The 22,012-nt window shown below is 73.0% G+C and carries 24 protein-coding genes and 2 pseudogenes; 13 read left to right on the forward strand and 13 right to left on the reverse strand.

The window, feature by feature from the left end; translation table 11 throughout:
• Positions 1-90: 90 nt before the first annotated feature.
• Positions 91-768: a helix-turn-helix domain-containing protein gene (locus ACFY61_RS30055; RefSeq protein WP_389477160.1), complete on the reverse strand. Its 678-nt coding sequence runs from the start codon at positions 766-768 to the stop codon at positions 91-93.
• Between the two features lie 218 nt (positions 769-986).
• Here ACFY61_RS30055 and ACFY61_RS30060 point away from each other — a divergent pair, with 218 nt between their 5' ends.
• The 4 genes and pseudogenes from ACFY61_RS30060 to ACFY61_RS30075 all read left to right on the forward strand — a co-directional run bounded on the left by ACFY61_RS30060 (position 987) and on the right by ACFY61_RS30075 (position 5,613).
• Entirely contained in the window at positions 987-1,985 is a 999-nt protein-coding gene (locus tag ACFY61_RS30060; RefSeq protein ID WP_389477162.1) for a helix-turn-helix domain-containing protein, read from the forward strand.
• A gap of 22 nt (positions 1,986-2,007) precedes the next feature.
• A complete protein-coding gene (locus ACFY61_RS30065) occupies positions 2,008-3,372 on the forward strand; it encodes a 6-phospho-beta-glucosidase (RefSeq protein WP_389477164.1) in 1,365 nt (454 codons plus the stop codon).
• A 227-nt stretch (positions 3,373-3,599) separates the two neighbouring features.
• Positions 3,600-4,769: pseudogene (locus tag ACFY61_RS30070) on the forward strand (MFS transporter); the annotation flags it as partial.
• Between the two features lie 151 nt (positions 4,770-4,920).
• Positions 4,921-5,613: a GPP34 family phosphoprotein gene (locus tag ACFY61_RS30075; RefSeq protein WP_389477166.1), complete on the forward strand. Its 693-nt coding sequence runs from the start codon at positions 4,921-4,923 to the stop codon at positions 5,611-5,613.
• A 92-nt stretch (positions 5,614-5,705) separates the two neighbouring features.
• Here ACFY61_RS30075 and ACFY61_RS30080 read toward each other — a convergent pair whose 3' ends face one another.
• Both ACFY61_RS30080 and ACFY61_RS30085 read right to left on the reverse strand, forming a co-directional pair.
• Complete coding sequence (locus ACFY61_RS30080) at positions 5,706-6,194, reverse strand: NUDIX domain-containing protein (RefSeq protein WP_389477168.1); 489 nt, start codon at positions 6,192-6,194, stop codon at positions 5,706-5,708.
• Positions 6,191-6,808: a helix-turn-helix domain-containing protein gene (locus ACFY61_RS30085; RefSeq protein WP_389477170.1), complete on the reverse strand. Its 618-nt coding sequence runs from the start codon at positions 6,806-6,808 to the stop codon at positions 6,191-6,193. The genes ACFY61_RS30080 and ACFY61_RS30085 overlap by 4 nt, the downstream gene beginning before the upstream one ends.
• A 141-nt stretch (positions 6,809-6,949) precedes the next feature.
• Here ACFY61_RS30085 and ACFY61_RS30090 point away from each other — a divergent pair, with 141 nt between their 5' ends.
• Both ACFY61_RS30090 and ACFY61_RS30095 read left to right on the forward strand, forming a co-directional pair.
• Positions 6,950-7,915, forward strand: coding sequence for an NAD(P)/FAD-dependent oxidoreductase (locus ACFY61_RS30090; protein ID WP_389477232.1), 966 nt, complete (start codon positions 6,950-6,952; stop codon positions 7,913-7,915).
• A 101-nt stretch (positions 7,916-8,016) separates the two neighbouring features.
• A complete protein-coding gene (locus tag ACFY61_RS30095; protein WP_389477172.1) occupies positions 8,017-9,408 on the forward strand; it encodes an NAD(P)/FAD-dependent oxidoreductase in 1,392 nt (463 codons plus the stop codon).
• Positions 9,409-9,433: 25 nt separating this feature from the next.
• Here the strand turns inward: ACFY61_RS30095 and ACFY61_RS30100 are convergent, their stop codons facing one another.
• A complete protein-coding gene (locus ACFY61_RS30100) occupies positions 9,434-10,498 on the reverse strand; it encodes an ATP-dependent DNA ligase (RefSeq protein ID WP_389477174.1) in 1,065 nt (354 codons plus the stop codon).
• Positions 10,499-10,573: 75 nt separating this feature from the next.
• Here ACFY61_RS30100 and ligD point away from each other — a divergent pair, with 75 nt between their 5' ends.
• Positions 10,574-11,605, forward strand: a complete 1,032-nt coding sequence (gene ligD / locus ACFY61_RS30105) for a non-homologous end-joining DNA ligase (protein ID WP_389477176.1) — start codon at positions 10,574-10,576, stop codon at positions 11,603-11,605.
• On the opposite strand, the gene ACFY61_RS30110 is transcribed toward ligD, so the two are convergent.
• From ACFY61_RS30110 to ACFY61_RS30120, 3 genes are all read right to left on the reverse strand, one after another.
• On the reverse strand, positions 11,602-12,201 hold the full coding sequence (locus tag ACFY61_RS30110; protein WP_389477177.1) for a dihydrofolate reductase family protein: 600 nt from the start codon (positions 12,199-12,201) through the stop codon (positions 11,602-11,604). The genes ligD and ACFY61_RS30110 overlap by 4 nt on opposite strands.
• A 121-nt stretch (positions 12,202-12,322) precedes the next feature.
• Positions 12,323-13,099 (reverse strand): SGNH/GDSL hydrolase family protein, encoded by a 777-nt coding sequence (locus ACFY61_RS30115; protein ID WP_389477179.1) that lies wholly within the window; start codon positions 13,097-13,099, stop codon positions 12,323-12,325.
• Positions 13,086-13,655, reverse strand: a complete 570-nt coding sequence (locus ACFY61_RS30120; protein WP_389477181.1) for a PadR family transcriptional regulator — start codon at positions 13,653-13,655, stop codon at positions 13,086-13,088. The genes ACFY61_RS30115 and ACFY61_RS30120 overlap by 14 nt, the downstream gene beginning before the upstream one ends.
• A gap of 94 nt (positions 13,656-13,749) precedes the next feature.
• On the opposite strand from ACFY61_RS30120, the gene ACFY61_RS30125 reads away from it, so the two are divergent.
• A complete protein-coding gene (locus tag ACFY61_RS30125; protein ID WP_389477183.1) occupies positions 13,750-14,187 on the forward strand; it encodes a nuclear transport factor 2 family protein in 438 nt (145 codons plus the stop codon).
• 183 nt (positions 14,188-14,370) lie between these two features.
• Positions 14,371-14,673 (forward strand): hypothetical protein, encoded by a 303-nt coding sequence (locus ACFY61_RS30130; protein WP_389477186.1) that lies wholly within the window; start codon positions 14,371-14,373, stop codon positions 14,671-14,673.
• A gap of 22 nt (positions 14,674-14,695) precedes the next feature.
• Here ACFY61_RS30130 and ACFY61_RS30135 read toward each other — a convergent pair.
• A pseudogene (locus ACFY61_RS30135) lies at positions 14,696-15,632 on the reverse strand (IS5 family transposase).
• Positions 15,633-15,683: 51 nt separating this feature from the next.
• Here ACFY61_RS30135 and ACFY61_RS30140 point away from each other — a divergent pair.
• From ACFY61_RS30140 to ACFY61_RS30150, 3 genes are all read left to right on the forward strand, one after another.
• Positions 15,684-15,884 carry a hypothetical protein gene (locus ACFY61_RS30140; protein WP_389477188.1) on the forward strand — a complete coding sequence of 67 codons (201 nt, stop codon included), beginning with the start codon at positions 15,684-15,686 and terminating at the stop codon, positions 15,882-15,884.
• A 125-nt stretch (positions 15,885-16,009) separates the two neighbouring features.
• Positions 16,010-16,882, forward strand: coding sequence for an alpha/beta hydrolase (locus ACFY61_RS30145; RefSeq protein WP_389477190.1), 873 nt, complete (start codon positions 16,010-16,012; stop codon positions 16,880-16,882).
• Positions 16,879-18,333, forward strand: coding sequence for a DHA2 family efflux MFS transporter permease subunit (locus ACFY61_RS30150; protein WP_389477192.1), 1,455 nt, complete (start codon positions 16,879-16,881; stop codon positions 18,331-18,333). The genes ACFY61_RS30145 and ACFY61_RS30150 overlap by 4 nt, the downstream gene beginning before the upstream one ends.
• Here ACFY61_RS30150 and ACFY61_RS30155 read toward each other — a convergent pair.
• On the reverse strand, positions 18,320-18,997 hold the full coding sequence (locus ACFY61_RS30155) for a TetR/AcrR family transcriptional regulator (RefSeq protein WP_389477194.1): 678 nt from the start codon (positions 18,995-18,997) through the stop codon (positions 18,320-18,322). The two genes, ACFY61_RS30150 and ACFY61_RS30155, sit on opposite strands and share 14 nt — an antisense overlap.
• A 97-nt stretch (positions 18,998-19,094) precedes the next feature.
• On the opposite strand from ACFY61_RS30155, the gene ACFY61_RS30160 reads away from it, so the two are divergent.
• A complete protein-coding gene (locus tag ACFY61_RS30160; RefSeq protein ID WP_389477196.1) occupies positions 19,095-19,373 on the forward strand; it encodes a WhiB family transcriptional regulator in 279 nt (92 codons plus the stop codon).
• Here ACFY61_RS30160 and ACFY61_RS30165 read toward each other — a convergent pair.
• From ACFY61_RS30165 to ACFY61_RS30180, 4 genes are read right to left on the reverse strand one after another with little or no spacing between them, the layout of a single operon-like run.
• Entirely contained in the window at positions 19,338-19,886 is a 549-nt protein-coding gene (locus ACFY61_RS30165) for a hypothetical protein (RefSeq protein WP_389477198.1), read from the reverse strand. The genes ACFY61_RS30160 and ACFY61_RS30165 overlap by 36 nt on opposite strands.
• A 41-nt stretch (positions 19,887-19,927) precedes the next feature.
• A complete protein-coding gene (locus tag ACFY61_RS30170; RefSeq protein ID WP_389477201.1) occupies positions 19,928-20,530 on the reverse strand; it encodes a hypothetical protein in 603 nt (200 codons plus the stop codon).
• Complete coding sequence (locus ACFY61_RS30175; protein WP_389477203.1) at positions 20,527-21,663, reverse strand: hypothetical protein; 1,137 nt, start codon at positions 21,661-21,663, stop codon at positions 20,527-20,529. The genes ACFY61_RS30170 and ACFY61_RS30175 overlap by 4 nt, the downstream gene beginning before the upstream one ends.
• A complete protein-coding gene (locus ACFY61_RS30180; protein WP_389477206.1) occupies positions 21,656-21,976 on the reverse strand; it encodes a hypothetical protein in 321 nt (106 codons plus the stop codon). Before ACFY61_RS30180 ends, ACFY61_RS30175 begins: the two co-directional genes overlap by 8 nt.
• Positions 21,977-22,012: the final 36 nt, after the last annotated feature.

Consider the following 22,012-nt stretch of genomic DNA (forward strand, 5'->3'; position numbering starts at 1 on the left):
GATCAGGCTCAGGATCGGAATCAGGATCAGGATTCAGGAATCGGATCGGTCGGATCGGGTCGGGGTCGGGATCGGGGTCGGAATCCGAGGTCACTTCTCGACTTCGTTGCGTTGGACGCTCTCCAGGAGCATGTCCAGCCATTCCGTCACCTTGTCGCGATGCTTGTCGCTCGGCAACTGCGCGGCCCGCCAGGCGATGCCACGGACCCCGTGGTTCTGCAGGAGCCGGGCCAGCGGGTCGTCGTCGGCGCCGGCGGCCGCCTCCCGTTCCCGTTCCCGCTCGCGGTCCGCGAAGTCCTGGAGCAGCTGCTGTTCGGTGCGCAGCAGGGCGTCGTTGAGGGCGTCGGCGTCGTGTGCGGTGAGGAAACCGGCGTGGACCCCGAAGAAGCGCTGGATGGCGTCGCAGTGTTCCATGGTGGGGCGGCGGTCGCCGTTGATCAGGGCGCCGGCCTGCTGTCGGGACATGGCCGCGCCGTCCGCGATCTCCTGCTGGGTGTAACGTCGGCCGTTGGGCTTGACCCTGGTGCGGCGCAGGAGGTCCAGCCGCTGCAGGAACCGTGCCTGGAGGTCCGGTTCGCCGGCGGGGCGGCCCTCCAGCAGCGCTTTCACCACGTCGGCGGGGACTCCGGAGGCCTCCGAGAGTCTGCGCAGGTCGAACACCTCGCCCTGGTCGCGCCCGAGCTTGTCCGCGAGGTCGGCGACGCGCGCGACGGTGGCTGCCAGAGGCACGGTGGCCACCGCGACGGGAGCCGGGAAGCCGTCTGTCACCAGTGGTTCTCCTAGATCACGCGAGGTCGGTACGGACACGTGGTTGGCCTCTGGAGGCTAACTGTTTCCCCGTCAGAGGGCTAGAACTTGCCACAGCTGTGGCGGGATTCAGCTGTCAAGGGGCTGGAATTGCCACAATAGTTGACACTCGAATGACGGCGGTAGCAGGATCGCCACACGGAAACGAAGATCCAGACCGCGAGAAGGGGGAGCTCTCGGTGCCACATCTCGCAGCGGTGGGCCCGTCCGACGGCCTCTCCCAGGACGACCGGACAGGCGACGAGCGCCCGATGGGCGAGGAGCCCGTACGTGGCGCAGTGCGGCTGGAGCGCCGCAAGGAGATTTTGCGCCAGCGCCGCGAGGAGTTGGGGCTCAGCCAGGAGGACGTCGCGTCCCGCCTCCGCATCAGCGTACGCGCCTACGGCAACTGGGAGCGCGGCCAGGTCAAGGCGTGGACCGACCGCAAACTGCTGGCCCTCGCCGAGGCCCTGGAGATGAGCGAGCGCCAGTGCTTCTGGCTCTTCCGGGTCATGGTCGACCGCGACCCGCCGCCCACCTGGCGCGCGGCCGAGGAGAGCCGGCTGCCCGAGGATCCGGAGCAGCGCGACTACCTGCGCGACTACGCCGCCCTCATGGAGGCCGTGCCGTACCCGAGCTTCCTGGTGGACCACCGCTGGGACGTCGCGCTCACCAACTCGGCCTTCGACCAGCTCTTCCAGACGGTACGGCCGCACCCCACCGCGCTGCCCGACGACAACTTCCTGCGGTTCGTCCTGTTCCACCCGGACGCGGCGGCCGTACTGGACGACCACGAGCCCGCCTGGTGCGTGCCGCTGCTCGCCCAGTTCGCCACCGCGCTCGCCGCCGACCCCCAGGACGAGGGGCTGTGCAGCATCCGCCAGGAGGTGGCGCGCGACCCGTTCATGGAAGCCGCCTACCGGTACGGGGTGCCGCACTGGCTCAGCACCTACGGCGCCGACGCGGCCGAACGCGACGGAGCGGTCCTCGCCGTCCGCCACCCCGACGCGCGCATCGGCCGGGTGCGCTGCCGGATGGTGGCCGAAACCGGCCGGATGCTCGACGCCATGGGGCTCACCCGGATCACCCTGGTCCTCTCCGCCCCCGCGCCGCTGCCGGCCCACTCCCCGCAGGGCGCTGCCGACGCCCCGAGACGTCAACAGCCCCGCCTGCGCGCCGTGCCGCCGCTCGGCGAGTGAACCGGTCGGGGACACTGCTGCCATGCGGCTGACGATCCTCGGCGGAGGCGGGTTCCGGGTGCCCCTGGTCTACGGGGCACTGCTCGGCGACCGGGCCGACGGCCGGGTCACCGGGGTCACCCTGTACGACACCGACCCGGGCCGGCTCGCCGTCATGGCCCGGGTCCTCGCCGACCAGGCCGACGGCGTGCCCGCCGCCCCGGCGGTCACCGCCACCACGGACCTGGACGAGGCCCTCCGCGGCGCCGACTTCGTCTTCTCCGCCATCCGCGTCGGCGGCCTCGACGGCCGCGCCACCGACGAGCGGGTGGCGCTGGCCGAGGGCGTGCTGGGCCAGGAGACCGTGGGCGCCGGAGGCATCGCGTACGGCCTGCGCACCGTGCCCGCGGCCCGCGAGATCGCCCGCCGGATCGCCCGTCTCGCCCCGGACGCCTGGGTCATCAACTTCACCAACCCGGCCGGGCTCGTCACCGAGGCCATGCGGGAGTCGCTGGGCGACCGGGTCATCGGCATCTGCGACTCGCCCGTGGGGCTGGGCCGGCGGATCGCCCGGGTACTGGGCGCCGCCCGCCCGCAGGAGGCGTGGATCGACTACGTCGGCCTCAACCACCTGGGCTGGGTGCGCGGGCTGCGCATCGGCGGCCGTGACGAGCTGCCCCGGCTGCTGGCCGACCCCGTCGCGCTGGAGTCCTTCGAGGAGGGCCGGCTGTTCGGCGCGGAGTGGCTCCGTTCACTGGGCGCGATCCCGAACGAGTACCTCCACTACTACTACTTCAACCGCGAGACCGTGGCCGCCTACCGGCAGGCGGAGCGGACCCGCGGCGCCTTCCTGCGCGACCAGCAGCGGGCCTTCTACGCCGGGCCCGACGGGACGGGACCGGCCGCCGGCGCGGCGCTGGCCGCCTGGGACCGGACCCGGGCCGAACGCGAGGCCACGTACATGGCCGAGAACCGGGAGGCGGCGGGCGCCGGCGAACGCGAGGAGACCGACCTGGAGTCGGGCGGGTACGAACAGGTCGCGCTCGCCCTGATGCGGGCCATCGCCCGCGACGAGCGCGCCACCCTGATCCTCAACGTGGCCAACGGCTCCACCCTCTCCGTCCTCGACCCCGACGCGGTCATCGAGGTGCCCTGCCTGGTCGACGCCAACGGTGCCCACCCGGTGGCGGTGGACCCGCTGCCGTACCACGCCGTGGGGCTGGTGACGGCGGTCAAGGCGGTGGAGCGGGAGGTGCTCGCCGCGGCGGCGGCACCGTCACGGACCGCGGCCCGGGCCGCCGCCACCAAGGCCTTCGCCCTCCACCCGCTGGTGGACTCGGTGGCGGTCGCCCGGCGGCTGCTGGACGGGTACGCGCGACACCACCCCGGCCTGGCCTACCTGCGCTGACGGCCGGCGGGCCGCGCCCGTACGGCCCAGCGCCGCACGCGGGCCGGCGGGCGCGGCTGTGAAAGTGCGACGTGTGACCACTGCCCCCGCCGTCGCGGCCGCGCCGCCCGTCCTGGACCGGCGGCGCCGCAACGTGGTGTTCGGCACGATCCTGCTGGGGGTGCTGCTCGCCGCCCTCGACCAGACCATCGTGGGCACGGCCCTGCCCACGATCGTGGCGGACCTTCCAGTACGTGGACGGGGACTCGGACACCGTGTCCGGGGTGCGCACCCTGCCGCTGGTGGCCGGCCTCCTGCTGGCCTCCGTGTTCAGCGGCAACGCCACCAGCCGGACCGGCCGCTACCGGATCTTCCCGATCGCCGGGTCGCTGGTGATGGCCCTGGGGCTGTACCTGCTCTCACGGATGGGCCCGGGCACCGCCACCTGGCTCGAATCGGTCCACATGTTCGTACTGGGCGCCGGTATCGGCCTGTCCATGCAGGTGCTGACCATCGCCGTCCAGAACACCGTCGACTACGCCGACCTGGGCACCGCCACGTCGGGCGTCACGTTCTTCCGCACGCTGGGCAGCGCCTTCGGCACCGCCGTGTTCGGCACCATCTACGCCAACGCCCTTCAGCCGCGGCTGCGGCCGGCGGTCGTGGAGGCCGCCGCCACGGGGGCCGATCCGGCGGTGGTGGGCCGGGCGGCGCAGAGCCCGCAGGGCGTGCACGCCCTCGGACCGGCGGCGTCCGGGCCGGTGGTCGACGCCTACGCGCACGCCCTGCACACCGTGTTCCTGTGGACCGTGCCGGTGGCGCCGGCCGGGTTCGTGGTGGCCCTGTTCCTCAAGCAGGTGCGGCTGCGCGACAGCGCCCGGGCCGGCTCCACCGACATGGGCGACGGGTTCGCCTCGCCCGCCACCGCCTCCGGGGACTCGGCCCGGCTGCTGGAGCCGGCGGTCGGCAAACTCGTGCGCACGATGGGGCCCGAGACGGCCCGCGCCATCGTGAAGGCCTCCGACACCCGGCTGGACATGGCGGGGGCCTGGGCGGTGATGCAGGTGGACCTGCTGACCCGGACCGTCGGCCACGCCAGCCTGGGACTCGTCGCCGCACGGAGGTCCCTGCCGCCCGAGGTACTGCTTCCGGTCTTCGACCGGATGGAGGAGGAGGGCTACCTCGGCCGGGAGGGCACCTACTTCTCGCTGACCCGGGCCGGGCGGCGGGAGGCCGACGTGATCTCCGGGGCGTGGGCCGACTGGCTGGGCGACCGGCTGGAGCGGGACCGCGGGCGGCCGGGTGGGGCGGAGCTCCGGGCGGCGGCGGACGCCATCGCGAAACGGCTGCTCGCGGAGGACCTGGGGGAGGGCGACTTCGCGCCGTGGGCGGGGCCCCGGGCGTTCGGCGGGCGTTAGTGTCCGTGGTACTGCCCGCGGCCCGGCTCACCCGATGGGGTGAGGTGCGGGGCGGGGGGAACTGGGCGTGACCGCAGTACGTCTGAACTGGTGAGTAACCGCACGGGAACAGGACGGGCGGACAGGCATACGAGTGGGACGGGGGCCGGAGATGACCGAGACGACGGGCGCGGCGGGGGCGGTTGTCACACTGGGCGAGGAGATCATGCTGCTGTCGCTGGACGACGAGTCCGGCGCGGTCAGGTCACGGCAGGCGGCCGGCTGGGCCGTCGCCGGCGGCATCCTGCTCGAACTGGTCATGGCGGGGCGGGTCACCGTCACGGGCAAGTACCTGGGAGTGGCAGACCGCACGCCCACGGGGGAGCCGCTGCTGGACGGCCGGCTCGCCCTGATGGACGCGTGGATGAAGGGCCGCAGCAAGCGGCGGGTCGCGGACTGGCTGACCAGGGACCACATGAAGGCCGTCGGCGCGGCCGTGGAGCGGCTCGCCGAGCGCGGCCTGGTCGCGGAGCAGCGGCACAAGGTGATGGGGCTGTTCCCGGTCAGGCGCTACCCGGAGTCGGACGGTTCGGCGGAGCGGGCCCTGCGGGCGCGGCTGAACGCGGCGGTGCTCGACAAGGCCTCGGAACCCGACGAGCGCACGGCGGGTCTCATAGCCCTGCTGCACGCGGCCAAGCTGCACTCCCTGGCCTTCCCTGACCTGTCGCGCCGGCAGGTCGCCCCGAGGATGGCGGAGATAGCGGCCGGGGAGTGGGCGGCGGAGAGCGTCCGGCTCGCGATCCGGGACATGCAGGCGGCGGTGATCGCGGCGACGGCCGCGGCCACGGCGGCGGCCGTCTCGTAGCACGCCGCCGACGGGCCGTCCGCCGACCGGCCATCCGGGTCGCGACCCGCCCGGGGTTCCGGCCGGGGTTCCGGCGGGCGCTCCGGGTTCCGTCAGGGCGTCGGGTAGTCGTGGGAGGGGACGTCGGGCAGGGTGGTCAGGTCCGGGCGCCAGGTGCGGAGCACGGCCGCGGAGGGGGCGTAGAGGGCGCTCGGGATCTCCTCCGGGGCGAACCACTCCCAGCGGGTGATCTTGTGCGGTTCGGTGACCGCCGGTGTGCCCTCGGCGGCCTCCGTGACCGCGGCCGCCGTCAGCCGGGTCACCTCGGAGCGCGTTTCGAGCTGCACGGCGAGCACCCGGACCGCTTCAGGTACGGCCCGCAGGGTGGTCTCCTCGGCCAGTTCGCGGCTGGCGGCCTGCTCGAACCCCTCCCCGGGGTCGACCTTGCCGCCGGGCAGCTCCCACCGGCCGTCGTGCGCCTGGCCGAGCAGCAGCCGGCCGTCCGTGCCGAGCACGACCAGGCCGACGCCGACCACGGCGTTGGGCGTCGGTTCGGCGCGTTCGGGGCGCTGGCTCCGCGGGTGCGGGGGTTGTGTGGTCATGCTCGTCCTTCCGTGGGTTTCCCGGGCCGGGCGCGGACGTGGATCCGTTCGCCTTGCGGCCCGAACAGACTGAGGAACTCGACCGGCTGCGGGCCGGCGTTGAAGAAGACGTGCGGGATGCGGGTGTCGAACTCGGCGGCCTCGCCCGAGGTCAGCACCAGGTCGTGCTCGCCCAGCAGCAGCCGCAGCCGTCCGGAGAGCACGTACAGCCATTCGTAGCCCTCGTGGACCCGCTGCTCCGGCGGCGGCGCGGACGGATCCGGGGCCGGCGGCATGACCGTCTTGAAGGCCTGGACGCCGCCGAGGTTACGCGTCAGCGGCACATAGGTGCTCCCGTGCCGGACGAACGCCTTGGCACGCACCCGGGGGTCACCCGTCTCCGGGGCGCCGACCAACTCGTCCAGGGCCACCCGGTGCGCCCGGGCCAGCGGGAGCAGGAGCTCCAGGGTCGGCTTGCGCTGCCCCGACTCCAGCCGCGACAGCGTGGACAGTGAGATCCCGGTGGTCTCGCTCAGCTGCGCCAGCGTGGTGCCCCGCTCGCGGCGCAGCGCGCGCAGTCGCGGACCCACGGCGGTGAGCACCTCCGACAGCGCGGAGTCCTCGTCATCGGCCATGTTCCCATTTGCCGGTTCGGCAACAACATTTGTCAAGCGGGCCCATGCGGTCCCACGCTCACAGCCATGAGGAACCAGACCGACCAGACGAAGCAGGCGAACCAGACGAGCCAGGTGGACCAGGTGGACGAGGTGGACCAGATGAACGAGACGAGCCGGTCGCCGGAGCACGACGTGGTGGTGATCGGTGGCGGCGCGGCCGGGCTGAGCGCCGCCCTGACCCTGGCCAGGGCCCGGCGCTCGGTCCTCGTGATCGACTCCGGAAGCCCCCGCAACGCCCCGGCGGCCCACATGCACGGCTATCCGGGACACGACGGCATCGACCCGGCCGAATGGCGCTCCCGGGCCAGGGACGAAGCGGCCGGTTACGGCGCCCGGTTCACCGACGGCACCGCGATCGCCGCGGACCCGCTTCCGGACGGCGGGTTCCTGGTCCGGCTCGGGGACGGCTCCACGGCCTCGGCCCGGAGGATGCTCGTGACGACCGGCCTGACGGACGAACTGCCTGACGTGCCGGGCCTCGCCGCCCGGTGGGGCCGCGACGTCCTGCACTGCCCCTACTGCCACGGCTGGGAGGTCCGGGACCGGCCGGTCGCGGTGCTCGCCACCGGCCCGCTGGCCGTCCACCAGGCACAGCTGTGGCGGCAGTGGACCGACCGGGTGACCCTGCTGGCCCACACCACCACCCCCACCGGCGAGGAGCGCCGCGAACTGACGGCCCGCGGCATCGCCGTCGCTGGGGGGCGCGTCACCGGGTTGCGCACCACGCCGGAGGGCCGGCTGGCCGGAGCCGTCCTGGCCGACGGCACCACCGTCGCCTGTGAGGCCCTGGTCGTCGCACCCCGGTTCACGGCCCGCGCCGCGCTCCTGACCGGTCTCGGGCTCGGCGTCACCGACGTACGGCAGGCGGGGCGGTCCATCGGAACGGCCGTGGACTGCGATCCGCTGACCGGAGCCACCGCCGTGCCCGGCGTCTGGGTGGCGGGCAACGTCACCGCGCCGGCCGAGACGGTGCTGGGCTCCGCCGGGCAGGGTCTGCGAGCCGCGGCAGCGATCAACGCCGACCTGGTCGCCGAGGAGGTCCGCCGGGCGGTGGCCGGGAGGTAGCACGCAACGGTGCTGCCCGGGTTTCGGCCACCCTCCGGGCGCGCAGGATCCCACGGTGTGATCGTCACATGGGGACGGCCGCGGAGTGTCGGGGGGACGCCATGGCACATCTACTGGTGATCGGCGGCGGCGTGGGCGGAGTGGCCACCGCGCTGCTCGCCGCCCGTCGGGGACACACCGCCGAGCTCTTCGAGCGGGACAGCCGGGCCCCCGGCGCCGCCCTCGACCGGGACTTCTTCGGGTGGCGCCGGACCGCCGTCCCGCAGGCCGTCCAGCCGCACGCCCTGCTCGGCGCCGCCCGCAACGTCCTGCGCGGCCGGCTTCCGGACGTGTACGCGGAGATGCTCCGCCTGGGCGCGCGCGAGCGGCACGAGCTGGACTGGTTCGACGAGCGGCCGCCGGCCCGGCCGGGCGACGAGGACCTGGTCATGGTCCAGGCCCGCCGGATCGTCCTGGAGAGCGCCCTGAGCACCGCGCTGCGCGCCGAACCCCGAGTGGTCACCCGTCACGGGGAGCCGGTGACCGGGCTGGTGACGGCGTCCGTCGGCGACGGTGTCCGGGCCGTCGGCGTGCGCACCGCTTCCGGTCCCTACGAGGGCGATCTGGTGGTCGACGCGGGCGGCCGGCGCGGCGGTGCCGAACGCTGGCTGGTGGAAGCCGGCTGCCGGCCGGCCGTGGTGCAGCGGCACCGCACCGGGCTGGCGTACTTCTGCCGCTGGTACCGGCTTCCCGGAAGCACGGCGGACGGACCGCGCCGTCCGTGGGCCGTGACCGGGGGGACCTTCGCCGGCTGCGCCGTCTTCCCCGCCGACAACCGGGTGTTCGCGGTGACCCTCATCGTGCACACCGCGGACGCCACCCGGTCCGCTCTGCGCGACCCGGTGGTGTTCGAGGCGGCGGCCCGCACCTTCCCGCCCGGCGCGGCCTGGCTGGAGCTGGGCCCCGAGCCGCTCTCGGACGTGCTGGCCACCGCCGGCCTCGACAACCGCTGGAGCGCCTTCGCCGACGAGCGGGGGCCGGTGGTCTCCGGCCTGGTGCCGGTCGGCGACGCGGTCACGCACACCAATCCGACGCTGGGGCAGGGGGTGTCCCTCGCCCTGTGGGCCGCCGAGCGCGTGGCCCTGACCGCCCACCGGGACCCGGGGTCGGCGGCTTTCGCCGCCGACTACCACGCCTGGGCGCTGCGGACGCTCAAGCCCTGGTTCGACTTCCAGGTGACGGCGGACGCGGCGATCGGTGAGCGGTTCGCGACGCGGACGGGGCGCACCGGCACGGCGCGCGAGGCGGCCGCGCTCTTCGACTGCGCGCTGGAGGACCCCGAGGTGATGCGGGTCCGGGCCCGGGTCCGCCACCTGCTCGACCCGCCCGAACGGGCCTACGCGGACCCGGAGACCAGGGCGCGGGTCGCCCGCTGGCTGGCGGCCCGTCCCGGTTACGAGCCCCACGCGGCCGGGCCGGACCGCGGGGAGTGGGAGGAGCTCACGAAGGGCTGACCTGCCGCAGGCCCCGCCGGACGCCCTACGCGGTGCCCAGCACCTCGGCGAGGTCGTAGTGCACGACCTCCTCCAGCTGGGCGTACGTACAGCTCTGCGGGGTCCGGTCGGGCCGCCAGCGGCGGAACTGGGCGGTGTGCCGGAACCGGTCGCCCTCCATGTGGTCGTAGGCGACCTCGATGACCCGTTCGGGGCGCAGCGGCACCCAGGAGAGGTCCTTCTTGCCGGTCCACCGGCTCTGGGCGCCGGGCAGCCGGGCGCTCTCGTGGGCGGCCTCCTCGGCCCAGGCGGCCCAGGGGTGACCCGCGGCGTCGGCCATCCTGAGGGGCTCCAACTCCCCGATGAGCTCCGCCCGTCGCTTCATGGGGAAGGCGGCGCAGACGCCCACGTGCTGGAGGGCGCCGTGCCCGTCGTACAGGCCCAGCAGCAGCGATCCGACAATCGGACCGCTCTTGTGGAAACGGTAGCCCGCGACGACGACGTCGGCCGTACGCTCGTGCTTGATCTTGAACATGAGACGGGCGTCCGGACGGTAGGGGAGATCAAGGGGCTTGGCGATCACCCCGTCCAGACCGGCGCCCTCGAACCGCTCGAACCACTCCCGCGCCACGGCGGGGTCGGTGGTCGCGGGCGCGAGGTGAACGGGGGGACGGGCCGTGGACATGGCGTGGACGAGGGCGGTACGGCGTTCGGTGAGCGGGGTGTCGAGCAGGGCCTCGTCGCCGAGCGCGAGCAGGTCGAAGGCGACGAACGAGGCCGGGGTGGTCTCGGCCAGCAACTTCACCCGGGACGCGGCGGGATGGATCCGCTCGGTCAGCCGGTCGAAATCGAGCCGCCCGCCGTGCGCGACCACGATCTCCCCGTCGACCACGCAGCGCTCCGGCAGGTTGTCCCTGAGGGCACCGACCAGCTCCGGGAAGTACCGGGACAGGGACTTGCCGGTGCGGCTGCCGATCTCCACCTCCGCGCCGTCGCGGTGGACGATCGCCCGGAAGCCGTCCCACTTGGCCTCGTACTGCATGCCCGGCGGGATCTTCGACACCGCCTTGGCGAGCATCGGTTTCACGGGAGGCATCACCGGCAGGTCCATGTCCCCGATTCTGCGCCGTTCCGTCCCGCGACGCCCGGTATGCGAAGCCCGCCGGGGCCGCCTAACGTGGCGCACATGGGTGCTGCCGGTAGTGCGATCGAGCTGGACGCGGGCGGTCGGCCGGTACGGCTGTCCAGCCCGGACAAGGTCTACTTCCCCGAGCGGGGTCTCACCAAGCTGGACGTGGCCCGCTACTACCTGGCGGTGGCCGACGGCATCACCCGGGCCCTGCGCGACCGGCCGACCACCCTGGAGCGCTACCCCGAAGGGGTGGAGGGCGAGTCCTTCTTCCAGAAGCGCGCCCCCAAGAACCTTCCCGACTGGATTCCCACCGCCCACATCGCCTTCCCCAGCGGCCGCACCGCGGACGAGATCTGCCCGACCGAGCCGGCTGCCGTCCTGTGGGCCGCCAACCTGGGCTGCCTCACCTTCCACCCCTGGCCGGTCCGGCGCGGTGACACCGACCGGCCGGACGAACTGCGCATCGACCTGGACCCACAGCCCGGCACCGACTACCACCACGCGGTGGCCGCCGCCCACGAACTGCGCGGCCTCCTCGACGAACTGGGCCTGCGCGGCTGGCCCAAGACCTCGGGCGGCCGCGGCCTGCACGTCTTCGTGCCCATCGAACCCCGCTGGACGTTCACCGAGGTCCGGCGCTGCGCGATCGCCCTCGGCCGGGAGCTCGAACGGCGCATGCCGGGCCGGGTCACCACCGCCTGGTGGAAGGAGGAGCGCGGCGAACGGATCTTCGTGGACTACAACCAGACCGCCCGTGACCGCACCATCGCCTCCGCCTATTCCGTCCGGCCCCGCCCGCACGCACCGGTGTCGGCCCCGCTGCGCTGGGACGAGATCGACTCCGTGGAACCGAGGGACTTCGACATCGTCACCATGCCGGCCCGCTACGCGGAACTCGGCGACCTGCACGCCGACATGGACGACCACGCCTTCACCCTCGACACGGTCTTCGAGCTCGCCGACCGGCAGGAACGCGACCACGGCCTCGGCGACATGCCGTACCCGCCGGACTACCCGAAGATGCCCGGCGAACCCAAGCGCGTCCAGCCCAGCCGCGCCCGGCAGGATCCGCCGGACACGGCCTAGCCGCGGCGGGGTGCGGGGCGGTAGGTGGAGACCTGGACGCCCGCGGGGCTGGTCACCGTGGAGACCAGCTCCAGGGTGCGGAGGCCGCCGTCCGACGGGAAGATGCTCTTCCCGCCGCCGAGCAGCACGGGCATGAGCATGAGCCGGAGCTCGTCGACCAGGTCCTCGGCCAGCAGGGTCCGCACCAGGGTGGGGCTGCCCATGACCACTAGGTCGCCGCCCTCCTGCGCCCGCAGCTCGCGGATGCGCGCGACGGCGTCGTCGCCTGGGATCAGGGTGGTGTTGTCCCAGGTCAGCTCGGACTCGCGCAGGGTCCGCGACACCACGTACTTCGGCAGGGCGTTCATCCGGTCGGCGAACGGGTCGCCCGCGCGCTCGGGCCAGGCTCCCGCCATCGTCTTCCAGGTGCGCCGCCCGAACAGCAGCCCCGAGGCCTTCGCGGTGACGTCGTCGAAGGCGCCGCCGACGACCTCCGGGTCGAAGAAGGGGTGCGACCAGCCGCCGTTGGCGAAGCCGCCGTCGGTGTCCTCCTCCGCACCACCGGGCGCCTGTACGACACCGTCGAGGCTGATGAACTCGGAGATGATGATGCGCATGTGACCGCTCCCGGTGTCCGTTCCCGATGTACTGCAATGAAGACCGCACAGCCGACCGGAATTCATCGCGATCGGCGAACTTCAACCTGTGAAGCAGGTCACATCGCGGGCTTTGCGGCGATCAGAGGGTCACCGGCGACAGCTGCGGACGCTTCGCGGTGCGGCCGTCCCCGGAGGAGCGGCCCAGTATCCGGCGCCCCAGCCACGGCCCGAGGAACCCGCCCGCCCACCGGAGCTCGCCCGCGGCCGTCTGCCATACGGGGCGGGCGGGCCGGGGCGGCAGCGGGGCGGCCCAGCCGCTGTCACTGCCGGGCAGGCCGAGGGCCTCGGCCACGGCAGCGGCGATCCGCTCGTGTCCGAGCGGGCTGGCGTGCAGCCGGTCGGCCGCCCACAGCCGGGGATCGGTGGACACCGGCGCCAGTCCGGTCTCGGCCACCGCCACCTCGTGGCGGCCGGCCGCCACGCGGATCCGCGCGTTGAGCTCGAACACCCGGGCCCGCAACGGCCTGGCGAGCGGCACGACCCGCCCCACGTCGGGAATGGTCACGGTCGCCACCCGCGCTCCGGCGGCCGTGAGCGCGGCGAACATCTCCTCCAGATGCCCGGCCACCTCCGCCGCGTCGAACCGGGGCCGCATCAGGTCGTTCACCCCGGCCACCACCGTCGCCAGATCGGGCTCCAGGGCCAGAGCCGCTTCCAGCTGTTCGTCGCGGACCTGTCCGGCGAGGCGTCCCCGGACGCCGAGGTTGGCGTACCCGAACCGCGGCTCGGCGGCCGCGAGCCGTTCGGCGAGGCGGTCGGCCCAGCCCCGCAGGCCCACCGTGTCGTCACCGTCCCCGACGCCTTCCGTCTGGCTGTCGCCCAGGGCGACGTACCGCAGGTACTCACCGTTCGGCATGGTCGTTCCGCCTCTCCCTCAGGACCTCCGCGATCCGCCTGCACCAGTCGCGGTGCCCCTGCTCGAACTCCAGTCCGCGCAGGCAGGTCAGATACGGCCCGATCCGTTCCCCCCGGCGCAGGAACTCCTCCTCGCCGGCCTCGCCGCGCAGCCGGAGGAGCAGCTTGCCGAGCAGCTCGACCTTGGCCTCGGCCAGGGCGGCCCGTTCCTCCAGCTGCTCGATCACCGGTCCCGCGTCGACCCGGTCCACGGCCTGCACCTTGACCAGTAGGTCGTCGCGGATGAACGAGTTCTTGGACGGGGCCGTCGCGAAGGCCTCCAACTCGGCGCATCCGGCCTCGGTCACCCGGAACATCCGCTTGTTGGGCCGGTTCTCCTGGGCGACCTCCCGCCCGGAGACCAGCCCTTCGCGCTCCAGCCTGGTCAGCTCGGCGTACAGCTGCTGGGGGAGGGCGTGCCAGAAGTTGGCGACGCCGATGTCGAACGCCTTGGCCAACTGGTAACCGCTGTACTCGCCGTCGAGCAGTGCGGCCAGCACCGCATGCCGCAGGGCCATCGGACCGCCCCCTTCCCTTCCTACGCGCGTTCCTGCACCATACTCAAAAAACTGACTACTCACATCCTTGAGTACCCCTGCACCGGAGGTCCACATGAGTCAGGCCCTGCACGCCGCGGAAGCGTTCCGCTCCGCCGTCGAGAAGCGCGATATCGGCGCGCTGGACGCCCTGTTCGCGGATGACGTCCGCCTCTGGAGCCCGGTGAAGTTCACTCCCTTCGAGGGCAAGCCCATGGTGCTCGGCCTCTTCGGCGTCCTGCTGCGCGTCTTCGAGGACTTCCGCTACACCGGCCGGTTCGAGGGCCTCGCCGAAACGACCTCGGGCGGCGCCGACGCCCCGTCCGTGATCCTGACGTTCCGGGCCACCGTCGACGGCAGGCAGATCCACGGCATCGACCTGCTCCAGCTCGACGGGGAGGGCAGGATCGCCGAGTTCACCGTGATGGTCCGTCCCCAGTCCGCGGTGCAGGCCCTCGGTCAGGCCGTCCTGGCCGGCCTGGTCGACGCCGGCCTCGCCCCGGCCGCCGACTAGGTTCTGTCCTGGCGATCAGGTCGAGGCGTACACCTCCGCCTGGCGGCGCGGCGGCCTTCCGTGCCGCCAGGCGACCTGCTCCGAATGGCTGTTCCGATGTGCCCGGCCGGCCTGACCTGCTTTAGCGTCGTACCGCCGTGCCGCACAGGCTGCGGCGCACCGAGGCGATGGAGAGGAACTCCCATGGCAGTCGTGATGACCTTTGTGTGGCCCGAGCTCACGCCAGAGGCGTACGACGCGGCGCGTGACCGGGTGGGCTGGGAAGGCGACGCTCCCGACGGGTTCGTGATGCACATGGGCTGGTTCGACGACGACGGCTTCCACGCGGCCGACGTCTGGGAGACGGAGGATCACTTCACACGGTTCATCGCCGACAGGGTCGCACCCGTGGTGAAGGGGGAACTGGGCATCACGACCGAGCCCCAGGTGACGTTCGCCCCCCTCTACCGGCGCTTCATCGCCCCGGAGGCCAGCGGCGCCGCCTGAACTGACCTCGAACTCCGGGCGATCACGTTCGGAGCCAGGTGGCGAGGGTTGCGGCGGTTGCGGTACCGAGGTCGATGTAGCGACGTTCGTCGTAACGGGTGGCCACGGCCCGGTGCTTGTTCGAGGTGGTTGATCGCACGCTCTACGGTATTGCGTTTCTCGTACCGCTCGTCGTCGAAGCCCGGTGGCCGTCCGCCGCGTCAGCCCTTGCGCAGGCGGGCGGCCCGGCTGTCGGTCTTCTCCGGGATGGTGTGGCGGATGCCCCGGCGCCGCAGGTGGTCCCGGCATGGGTCGTCGCTGTATGCCTTGTCGGCCGCGGCGCTGGTCGGCTTCTTGCGGGGTCGGCCCGGTCCAGGCTGGGGCACACGGATGTTCTCCAGGGTCGGCTTGAACTGAGTGCAGTCTGCCCGCTGGCCTGGGGTGACGATCAGGGACAGCGGGCGGCAGCGGCCGTCGGCGCTCAAGTGGAGCTTGGTGGTGAACCCGCCGCGCGAACGGCCCAGGCCCTCACTTCCAGCACCACCTCCACCGGGCGGCCGTGGAGACGCTGCCACGCGGATTCGTCATGGTGTTCCGGGATTTCGGCCCCCTTTGACGCGGCGGTCGACGGCGGATCGGTCCGGGCGCCGGCCGCGTGCTGATGCGCCCGGACGGTCGCGGAGTCCATCGAGATGTCCCAGTCGACGTCACCCGCCGCGTCCGCCGCGGCCTGGACCCGCTGGAGCGGACGTTCCCAGGTCCCCTCGCGGTCGCCAGACCACGGGCGGTGCCGTTCGGAGACCGTCTTCCACGGACCGAACCGTTCGGGCAGGTCACACTGCACCCCGGTCCGCACCCGGTGCAGAAGCCCGTTGATCACCTGCCGGTGGTCCCGCCACCTGCAGGCAACGCCTGTTGCTGACCGGCAGGAACGGCCGCAGCGGTTCCCACTCGGCATCCGTCAGGTCACCCCGCCCCATGGGCCGCCTTCGCCGGCCTCGCCACGTACTAGCGTGCGATCGGCGCCGTGCATGAAACCCGCCGTACTGATCGGCTCCGACGGCGGCGGGATCCTGTACGCGGTCGGTGCGGACGGTGCCGTGTGGCGCTCTCGCCGCGCCTCCGAGGAGGCCGAGTTCGACCGGATCGCGGGCGACTTCGCGGAGTTCCTCGGCCTCCTCCGGCGCTCGGTCCACCGTTTCGACGGCACCGGCCAGCCCGGCTTCGTGTAACACCCTCCGCCCCCACCGCCACGTCCTCCACGCGCAAAACAACACGAACGATCGTGCTAATATTTCCTCACCCTGCCACCGTGAGGAGATCCGGAGTGCCGGACATGCATCCCCTGACTTCCGTCGTGAGCACCACCCTCAACCTCGCGTCCCGGCTGCCTCCGCCGCTGGCCGGCGCCGTCGCCTTCCCCGTGTTCGTACGCCCGCTCGGACGGGCCCGGCTCAGACCCGCGGAGCACCCGCTGTTCGCGCAGGCCGTGACCGAGCGCATCGACCTCGACGGCGCCGCCGTCACCACCTACCGCTGGGGCGAAGGCGAGCGACCCGTCCTCGTCGTCCACGGCTGGTCCTCCCGCGCCTCCCGGCTCGCCGGCATCATCGAGGCGCTCCGCGCCCGGGGCCACACCGTCGTCTCCTACGACGCGCCCGGCCACGGCACCTCCGGAGGCCGCGCCGCGACCGTCCTGGACATGCGCACGGTGATCCGCCGGCTGCACCGCCGGTACGGGGACTTCTCCGGCATCGTCGCCCACTCCATCGGCGTCCTCGCCACCTTCTTCTCGCTCCGCGACGAGGTGCACGCCGACCGCGTCGCCGCCATCGGCGGCGTCGCCTCCTTCGACCACCTGGTCGAGCAGTTCCGCGACCGCCTCGGCCTGCGCCCCGCGGTGGGAGACGCCCTGCGCCACCACGTCCGGCACCGCCTCGCCCCCGGCGAGCCCGGCGTCCTCGACCGGCTGGACGTGCGCCGCAGACCGGAGGAGATATCCGCCGCCCCCGTCCTGCTCCTGCACGACACGGACGACGACACCGTCCCGGCCGACCAGTCCCGCGCCATGGCCGACGCCTTCGGCGAGCGGGCGGAACTGGTCCTCACCAGCGGCCTCGGCCACCGCCGGATCCTCGCCGACCCGCAGGTCATCACCCGGGTCGCCGAGTTCATCACCCCCGAGCTGCCCACCCCCGCCGCCACCGACCTGCGGGTGGCGACCCGATGAACGAGACGAGCAGCCCCCGCCCCGCCACCCCCGTACCGGCCCCGCCCGCACCGGCCCCCGCCGCCCCGCCGGACAACGGCCCCGGCACCGGCGCCGGCGCCGGCCGGATCCTGGCGGTCACCTCCGCCGCCACCTTCCTCGCCTTCCTCGACTCCACCGTCGTCAACGTCGCCTTCCCCGACCTGCGGGCCGCCTTCCCCGAAGTCACCCTGCCCCGCCTCACCTGGGTCGTCAGCGCCTACGCCGTCCTCTTCGCGGCCCTCCTGGCCTCGGCCGGACGCCTCGCCGACACCCTCGGGCGGCGCTCCCTCTTCCTCGGCTCCACGCTGGCGTTCACCGCCACCTCGCTCGCCGCCGCCCTGGCCCCCACCGCCGACCTGCTCATCCTCGCCCGCGCGCTCCAGGGCGCGGCCGCCGCCGGCATGATCCCTGCCGCGCTGGGACTCGTACTCGCCCACACCCCGCCCGCCAGGCGGGCCGCCGCACTCGGGGTCTGGGGCGCCGCCGGCGGACTCGCGGCCGCCCTCGGCCCCAGCGTCGGCGGGCTACTGGTCGACCTCGCCGACTGGCGCGCGATCTTCCTCGTCAACCTGCCGATCGGCCTCGCCGTGGCCTGGGCCGCCGCGCGCGCCCTCCCCGCCGAACCCCGCCGCACCAGCCGGCTGCCCGACCCCCTCGGCACCGCCGCCCTCGTACTCGGCATCGGAGCCGCCGTCGCGGGCCTCACCCAGGGCGCCGAATGGGGCTGGACCGCCCCGGCCGTCCTCGGCCTCCTCACCGGCGGCGCCCTGCTCACCGCACTCGCCGTGGCGCGCTCCCACGCCCACCCGGCGCCCGCCGTCGACCTCGACCTCCGGCACGACCGCACCTTCGCCCGCGCCAACCTCGCCGCACTCCTCTTCGGCGCCGGCATGTACGCCTGGCTGCTCGCCGGCCCCTCCTACCTCACCGCCCGCTGGGACTTCTCCGCCCTCGAAGCGGGGCTCGGCGTCACCCCCGGGGCCTTCCTCGCCATGGCCGGCTCCCTGGTGGTCGGCCGCAAGGTCCCGCCCCACCTCCAGTGGGCGGCGCTCGCCACCGGAACCCTGCTCTTCGCCGCCAACGCCCTCCTGATGTGGGCCTGGGCTGACACATCCACCTCGTACGCGCAGGTGTTCCTGCCCGCCGGGCTGATCGGCGGCCTCGGCGTCGGCGTGGCCCTGACGGCGCTGGCGGCACTCGGCTCCCGCTCCCTGCCACCGCAGCGCTTCGCCGCCGGCACCGGCCTGCTCATGACCTCGCGGCAACTCGGCGGGGCGCTGGGCATCGCGGCGATGGCCGCGCTGCTCACCGGCGGCACCGGCGGCACCGACGGCAGCTGGGAGCACGTGTTCCTGCTGTGCGCCCTCACGTCCCTGGCCGCGGCGGCGACCGCACCGGCGCTGCGCGGCCGCGGCGTCAGGAAGGGATGACGAAATCCGCCGCGGTGGGCGGCCGCTCCGGAAGCCGTTCCGGAGCGGCCGCCACCGCTTTCAGCCGGTCGAGGATGCCCCGGCCGGCGCGGACGTAGGGCGCGACGTCGTCGTGCAGTACCGCCTCGGCGTTGGCGAGGTCCATCAACGCGATCATCTCGAAGGCGAGCTGCGGCACCACGTCCGCGTCCGTGTCCACACCCGCGCGGAACCCGCCGGCCAGCCGGGCCTCGTCCAGCACCCGCTCCACGTACCGGGTCCAGGAATCCCGGACCTTCACGATCTCGTCGCGCACCGGCCCGGGCCGGGCGTCGAACTCCGCGGAGACGGAGTAGAAGAAGCAACCCCCCGGGAAGACGCGTCCCCCGGAGTACGCCAGCCAGTGCCGGCACAGCCGCCACACCTTCTCGACGCCGGCCGGCTCCTCGCGGACGGGCCGGACGACCTCGTCGACGAACACGTCGACCGCGGCGCGGACGGTGGCCAGCTGGAGCTCTTCCTTGGAGCCGAAGAGGGCGAACACGCCGCTCTTGCTGAGGCCGAGCTCAGAGGCGATCTTCCCGAGCGACAGTCCTTCGAGGCCGTCCACGGAGGCGATGCCCATGGTCCGCTCCAGCACGGCCCGCCGGGTCTGGTTGCCGCGCTCCACGCGTCCGTCTGCCATGCGGACATCCTACCGAACGCACGATCGTGCACCTTCTTGCATGTGCGTTGATCCGATGTTGATCGGACGTACATCACCCGACATGACGATGAGCGGCATGTCGATGAACACGATCGCTACGGGGACCCAGGCCGCGGAGGCCGGCGCCCCCTGGTACGAACTCGCCCTCTGCTCCGAGACCGGCCCGGACTTCTTCTTCCCCGAGCCGGGGACCTCCCTCCGCGACGCGAAGCGGCTTTGCGGGGCGTGTGAGGGGCGGGCGGGATGCCTGGAGTACGCCCTGGCCAACGACGAGCGGTTCGGTGTGTGGGGCGGGCTCTCGGAGCGGGAGCGCTCCGCGCTACGTCTGCGTGCCCTTCCCACTCCGCCGCACTAGCCCGACCCGCCGGGCCAACGCGTCATCCTCCGGCCGCCCCCACCCCGCCGCCCCACCCCCCTCATGCGGCACCACCCGCACGGGGTAATGCCCCCCAACGGGCGACACCACCCCCCCAAACCGCGGATCCCCCGCGAACCAGATCCTGTCCGGGTGCTCGTTCTCCGTCTCGGCGAGCGGGACGGGGAAGGGGATGATGCGGAAGGTTGGCGCGTAGTCGTCCTCGAACCGGACCCAGATGAGGGTGGGGTTGCTCGGCGCCTCAGGCGGATACCCGCAGGAGAACTCGCGCCACGGATATGCGTGCAGGATGTCGAGAACGCGCCCACGCCGCCAGTAGGTGATGGCGGTGATCGGAAGAACAACGGCTGCTGTCATGATCACGAATAGGCATGCCAGCCCCACGGCGACGTTCGTTGTTACGGCGAGGAAGACGATCGCTGTAGCCCCTGCGATCCCGGTGCTGATCAGCCAGATTGCGCGGCGGAGGACCAGCTTCTGATAGCCGGCCACGGTCGGTGGGTGACCCCACGCCGCCTTAGCGAGACAGGGCGTCACAGGAGTACCTCCAGGATCCGCGAAGACGTCTTTGGTGGGGTGGGGTCGCTGAACGAGATGGTGCTGACGATGCCGTGGAGTACGTCCGTGTAGTTGTCTTGGTGCTGTGTTGCGGCGCTAGTGAGGTCGAGGACGATGAGGTGGTGACCGTCCTCGTGAGCCAGGGCAGCTCGCGCTTGGAAGATGTGGCGGTCGACTTCAGGCACGGACATGAGTCCAGACACCAAACAACAGGGCAGAGCTGACGGGTGCTCGCAGAACCCTCCAGCCGACGCCGTCCACAGCGGGGACTTGGCGATTCCGAGGGCTGCGCGACCCACCTCGCGGCGGCGTTGCCCCGGAGCGATGGGGCGAATGGCCAGGGAGAACAGGGATGTGCAGAGCCCGAACTCTTCGTCCGGGTGTAATCCAATGGCCGTATGCGCGACGTGATGATCGCCGAGCAGCCCTAACTGCTGCACTAACGTCGCGATCTGCCCCTCCGCAGCGGCACTGCCGCTTATCCGAGCTGCCCCGACTAGTTCAGTTCCCTGGGCAGGTGAGACGTCATAGAAGCCGGGAGGAAGCCGGAACCAGATTGGCGGATAGTCGTCGTTCATCGGATCCTCAGCGCCGACCAAGCGAGGGACGCCTTGGCGGCAGCGGCAGGGCCGTCCTCAAGCACCCCGCGGGTGCCGTCTACGGCTGTGGCTGTGTGCTCGACAGAGTCGCTTGCGCCGACGTAATAGTCGGAACCTGCAGTGAGCGCTCCCGTGGCAGGAATGGCCAGCAGCGTAGAGTCGCGCACTCGCGGCGAAGTGTTTCTCAGAGCCCACTGGCTCAGCGGGCTCTCCACGCGCCGGATGGCCTCGCCCTCGCGCCACGTCGTGCGGGCGAATTCGCCCGCGCCCGTGCCCAGCCGGGACAGTGCGCTGCCCTCCGGTGCGGCCGAGGCCGCTGCTGCGCGGGAGGCGGCCACGCCCGCCTTCGCGCCCGTGGCGACCGCCGCGAGGCCCGGGACGGAGCCCAGGGTGTCGCCGAGCAGCGTCACGCTGCTCTTCCAGAAGTCCGCGTCGAACTCCGCCTTCGTGAAGCCGTCCTTCAGCGGCTTGCGGAACTTCGGGTCGGACGCGTGCATCCCCAGCGCCGCCAGGCTGATGCCGCTGCCGACCAGCATCACCGCCAGCGCCGCCGGTGGGCACACGAAGGCCAGGCCCGCGCTGACCAGGCCGAGGACGGCCGCGAGGTTGGACAGCGCGTCCGCCGGGTCGTCGACGATCTCGCGCCAGACCGACTCCACGATCCCCGGCTCCTTCGGCGCCAGCCGATCCGTCGCCGCGTCCAGCGCCGCCGCCAGCCGACGGGCGTCGGCCGCGTGCTGGGCGGCCAGTTCGCGGGCCAGGCGGCGGGCGTTCGCCAGGTCCTCCGGGGTCGTCGCGTCGGCCGCCCGCGCCTCGTAGCGGGCGGCAAGCGCGCGGTGGGAGGTCAGCGTGTCGTGCCAGGCCGTGAGACGCCGCGCGGCCTCCGCCAGCGCGTCGTGCGCGGACCGCAGGTAGCGCGGCAGGTCGTCGGAGAGGGCCTCGCGGAACGCCGTCGCCGCCTCCCCCTCCCAGGACCCGCTCCGCGAGACCAGCGCGCCGACCACCCGCGATGCCTCGCCCAGGGAACCCGCCGAGGCGCGGAGCTTCGCCGCCAGCGCGAGCACGGTCGCGGGCGAACCCGGCGCGGGGTCGAAGCCGAGTGCCTCACCCATGGCCGGCCCCCGTACCCGTCGACCCCGCCGCCCGCAGGAACGCCTCGCGGATCGCCGCGTCCAGGGCCGCGTACTCCCGCGCCGCCTCCCGCACGCCGCCGCGTACGGTCGTGACCCGCTTCGTCAGCTCCTTCGCCCCGTACGACCATCTCTCCTGGAACCGGTCGCAGGCGGCGTCCAGCTCGGCCGTGCCCAGCTGGTCCGCCCGTACGCGCGCCAGCTCCCGCCGCGCGTCCCGCAGGGCGGTCAGCGCCGTGTCCAGGGACTGGGTGAAGCGGGTGAGCTGGTCGATGTCCGCCCGGAGTGTGGTCATGGCGCCGAAGCCTGGCAGAGGCGCGCCCCGCCAGGG

It is taken from the genome of Streptomyces sp. NPDC012888 (genome assembly GCF_042900645.1).
Taxonomy (GTDB): domain Bacteria; phylum Actinomycetota; class Actinomycetes; order Streptomycetales; family Streptomycetaceae; genus Streptomyces.

Excerpts from the sequence above, each read along its gene's own strand:
- ACFY61_RS30180 (WP_389477206.1), bottom strand. The coding sequence starts at position 21,976 with ATGACCACACTCCGGGCGGACATCGACCAGCTCACCCGCTTCACCCAG.
- ACFY61_RS30080 (WP_389477168.1), bottom strand. The coding sequence starts at position 6,194 with ATGACCACACAACCCCCGCACCCGCGGAGCCAGCGCCCCGAACGCGCC.
- ACFY61_RS30125 (WP_389477183.1), top strand. The coding sequence starts at position 13,750 with ATGAGTCAGGCCCTGCACGCCGCGGAAGCGTTCCGCTCCGCCGTCGAG.
- ACFY61_RS30115 (WP_389477179.1), bottom strand. The coding sequence starts at position 13,099 with ATGCCGAACGGTGAGTACCTGCGGTACGTCGCCCTGGGCGACAGCCAG.
- ACFY61_RS30090 (WP_389477232.1), top strand. The coding sequence starts at position 6,950 with ATGAACGAGACGAGCCGGTCGCCGGAGCACGACGTGGTGGTGATCGGT.
- ACFY61_RS30160 (WP_389477196.1), top strand. The coding sequence starts at position 19,095 with ATGTCGATGAACACGATCGCTACGGGGACCCAGGCCGCGGAGGCCGGC.
- ligD (WP_389477176.1), top strand. The coding sequence starts at position 10,574 with ATGGGTGCTGCCGGTAGTGCGATCGAGCTGGACGCGGGCGGTCGGCCG.
- ACFY61_RS30085 (WP_389477170.1), bottom strand. The coding sequence starts at position 6,808 with ATGGCCGATGACGAGGACTCCGCGCTGTCGGAGGTGCTCACCGCCGTG.
- ACFY61_RS30130 (WP_389477186.1), top strand. The coding sequence starts at position 14,371 with ATGGCAGTCGTGATGACCTTTGTGTGGCCCGAGCTCACGCCAGAGGCG.
- ACFY61_RS30075 (WP_389477166.1), top strand. The coding sequence starts at position 4,921 with ATGACCGAGACGACGGGCGCGGCGGGGGCGGTTGTCACACTGGGCGAG.
- ACFY61_RS30065 (WP_389477164.1), top strand. The coding sequence starts at position 2,008 with ATGCGGCTGACGATCCTCGGCGGAGGCGGGTTCCGGGTGCCCCTGGTC.
- ACFY61_RS30140 (WP_389477188.1), top strand. The coding sequence starts at position 15,684 with ATGAAACCCGCCGTACTGATCGGCTCCGACGGCGGCGGGATCCTGTAC.
- ACFY61_RS30095 (WP_389477172.1), top strand. The coding sequence starts at position 8,017 with ATGGCACATCTACTGGTGATCGGCGGCGGCGTGGGCGGAGTGGCCACC.
- ACFY61_RS30170 (WP_389477201.1), bottom strand. The coding sequence starts at position 20,530 with ATGAACGACGACTATCCGCCAATCTGGTTCCGGCTTCCTCCCGGCTTC.
- ACFY61_RS30175 (WP_389477203.1), bottom strand. The coding sequence starts at position 21,663 with ATGGGTGAGGCACTCGGCTTCGACCCCGCGCCGGGTTCGCCCGCGACC.
- ACFY61_RS30100 (WP_389477174.1), bottom strand. The coding sequence starts at position 10,498 with ATGGACCTGCCGGTGATGCCTCCCGTGAAACCGATGCTCGCCAAGGCG.
- ACFY61_RS30110 (WP_389477177.1), bottom strand. The coding sequence starts at position 12,201 with ATGCGCATCATCATCTCCGAGTTCATCAGCCTCGACGGTGTCGTACAG.
- ACFY61_RS30120 (WP_389477181.1), bottom strand. The coding sequence starts at position 13,655 with ATGGCCCTGCGGCATGCGGTGCTGGCCGCACTGCTCGACGGCGAGTAC.
- ACFY61_RS30155 (WP_389477194.1), bottom strand. The coding sequence starts at position 18,997 with ATGGCAGACGGACGCGTGGAGCGCGGCAACCAGACCCGGCGGGCCGTG.
- ACFY61_RS30150 (WP_389477192.1), top strand. The coding sequence starts at position 16,879 with ATGAACGAGACGAGCAGCCCCCGCCCCGCCACCCCCGTACCGGCCCCG.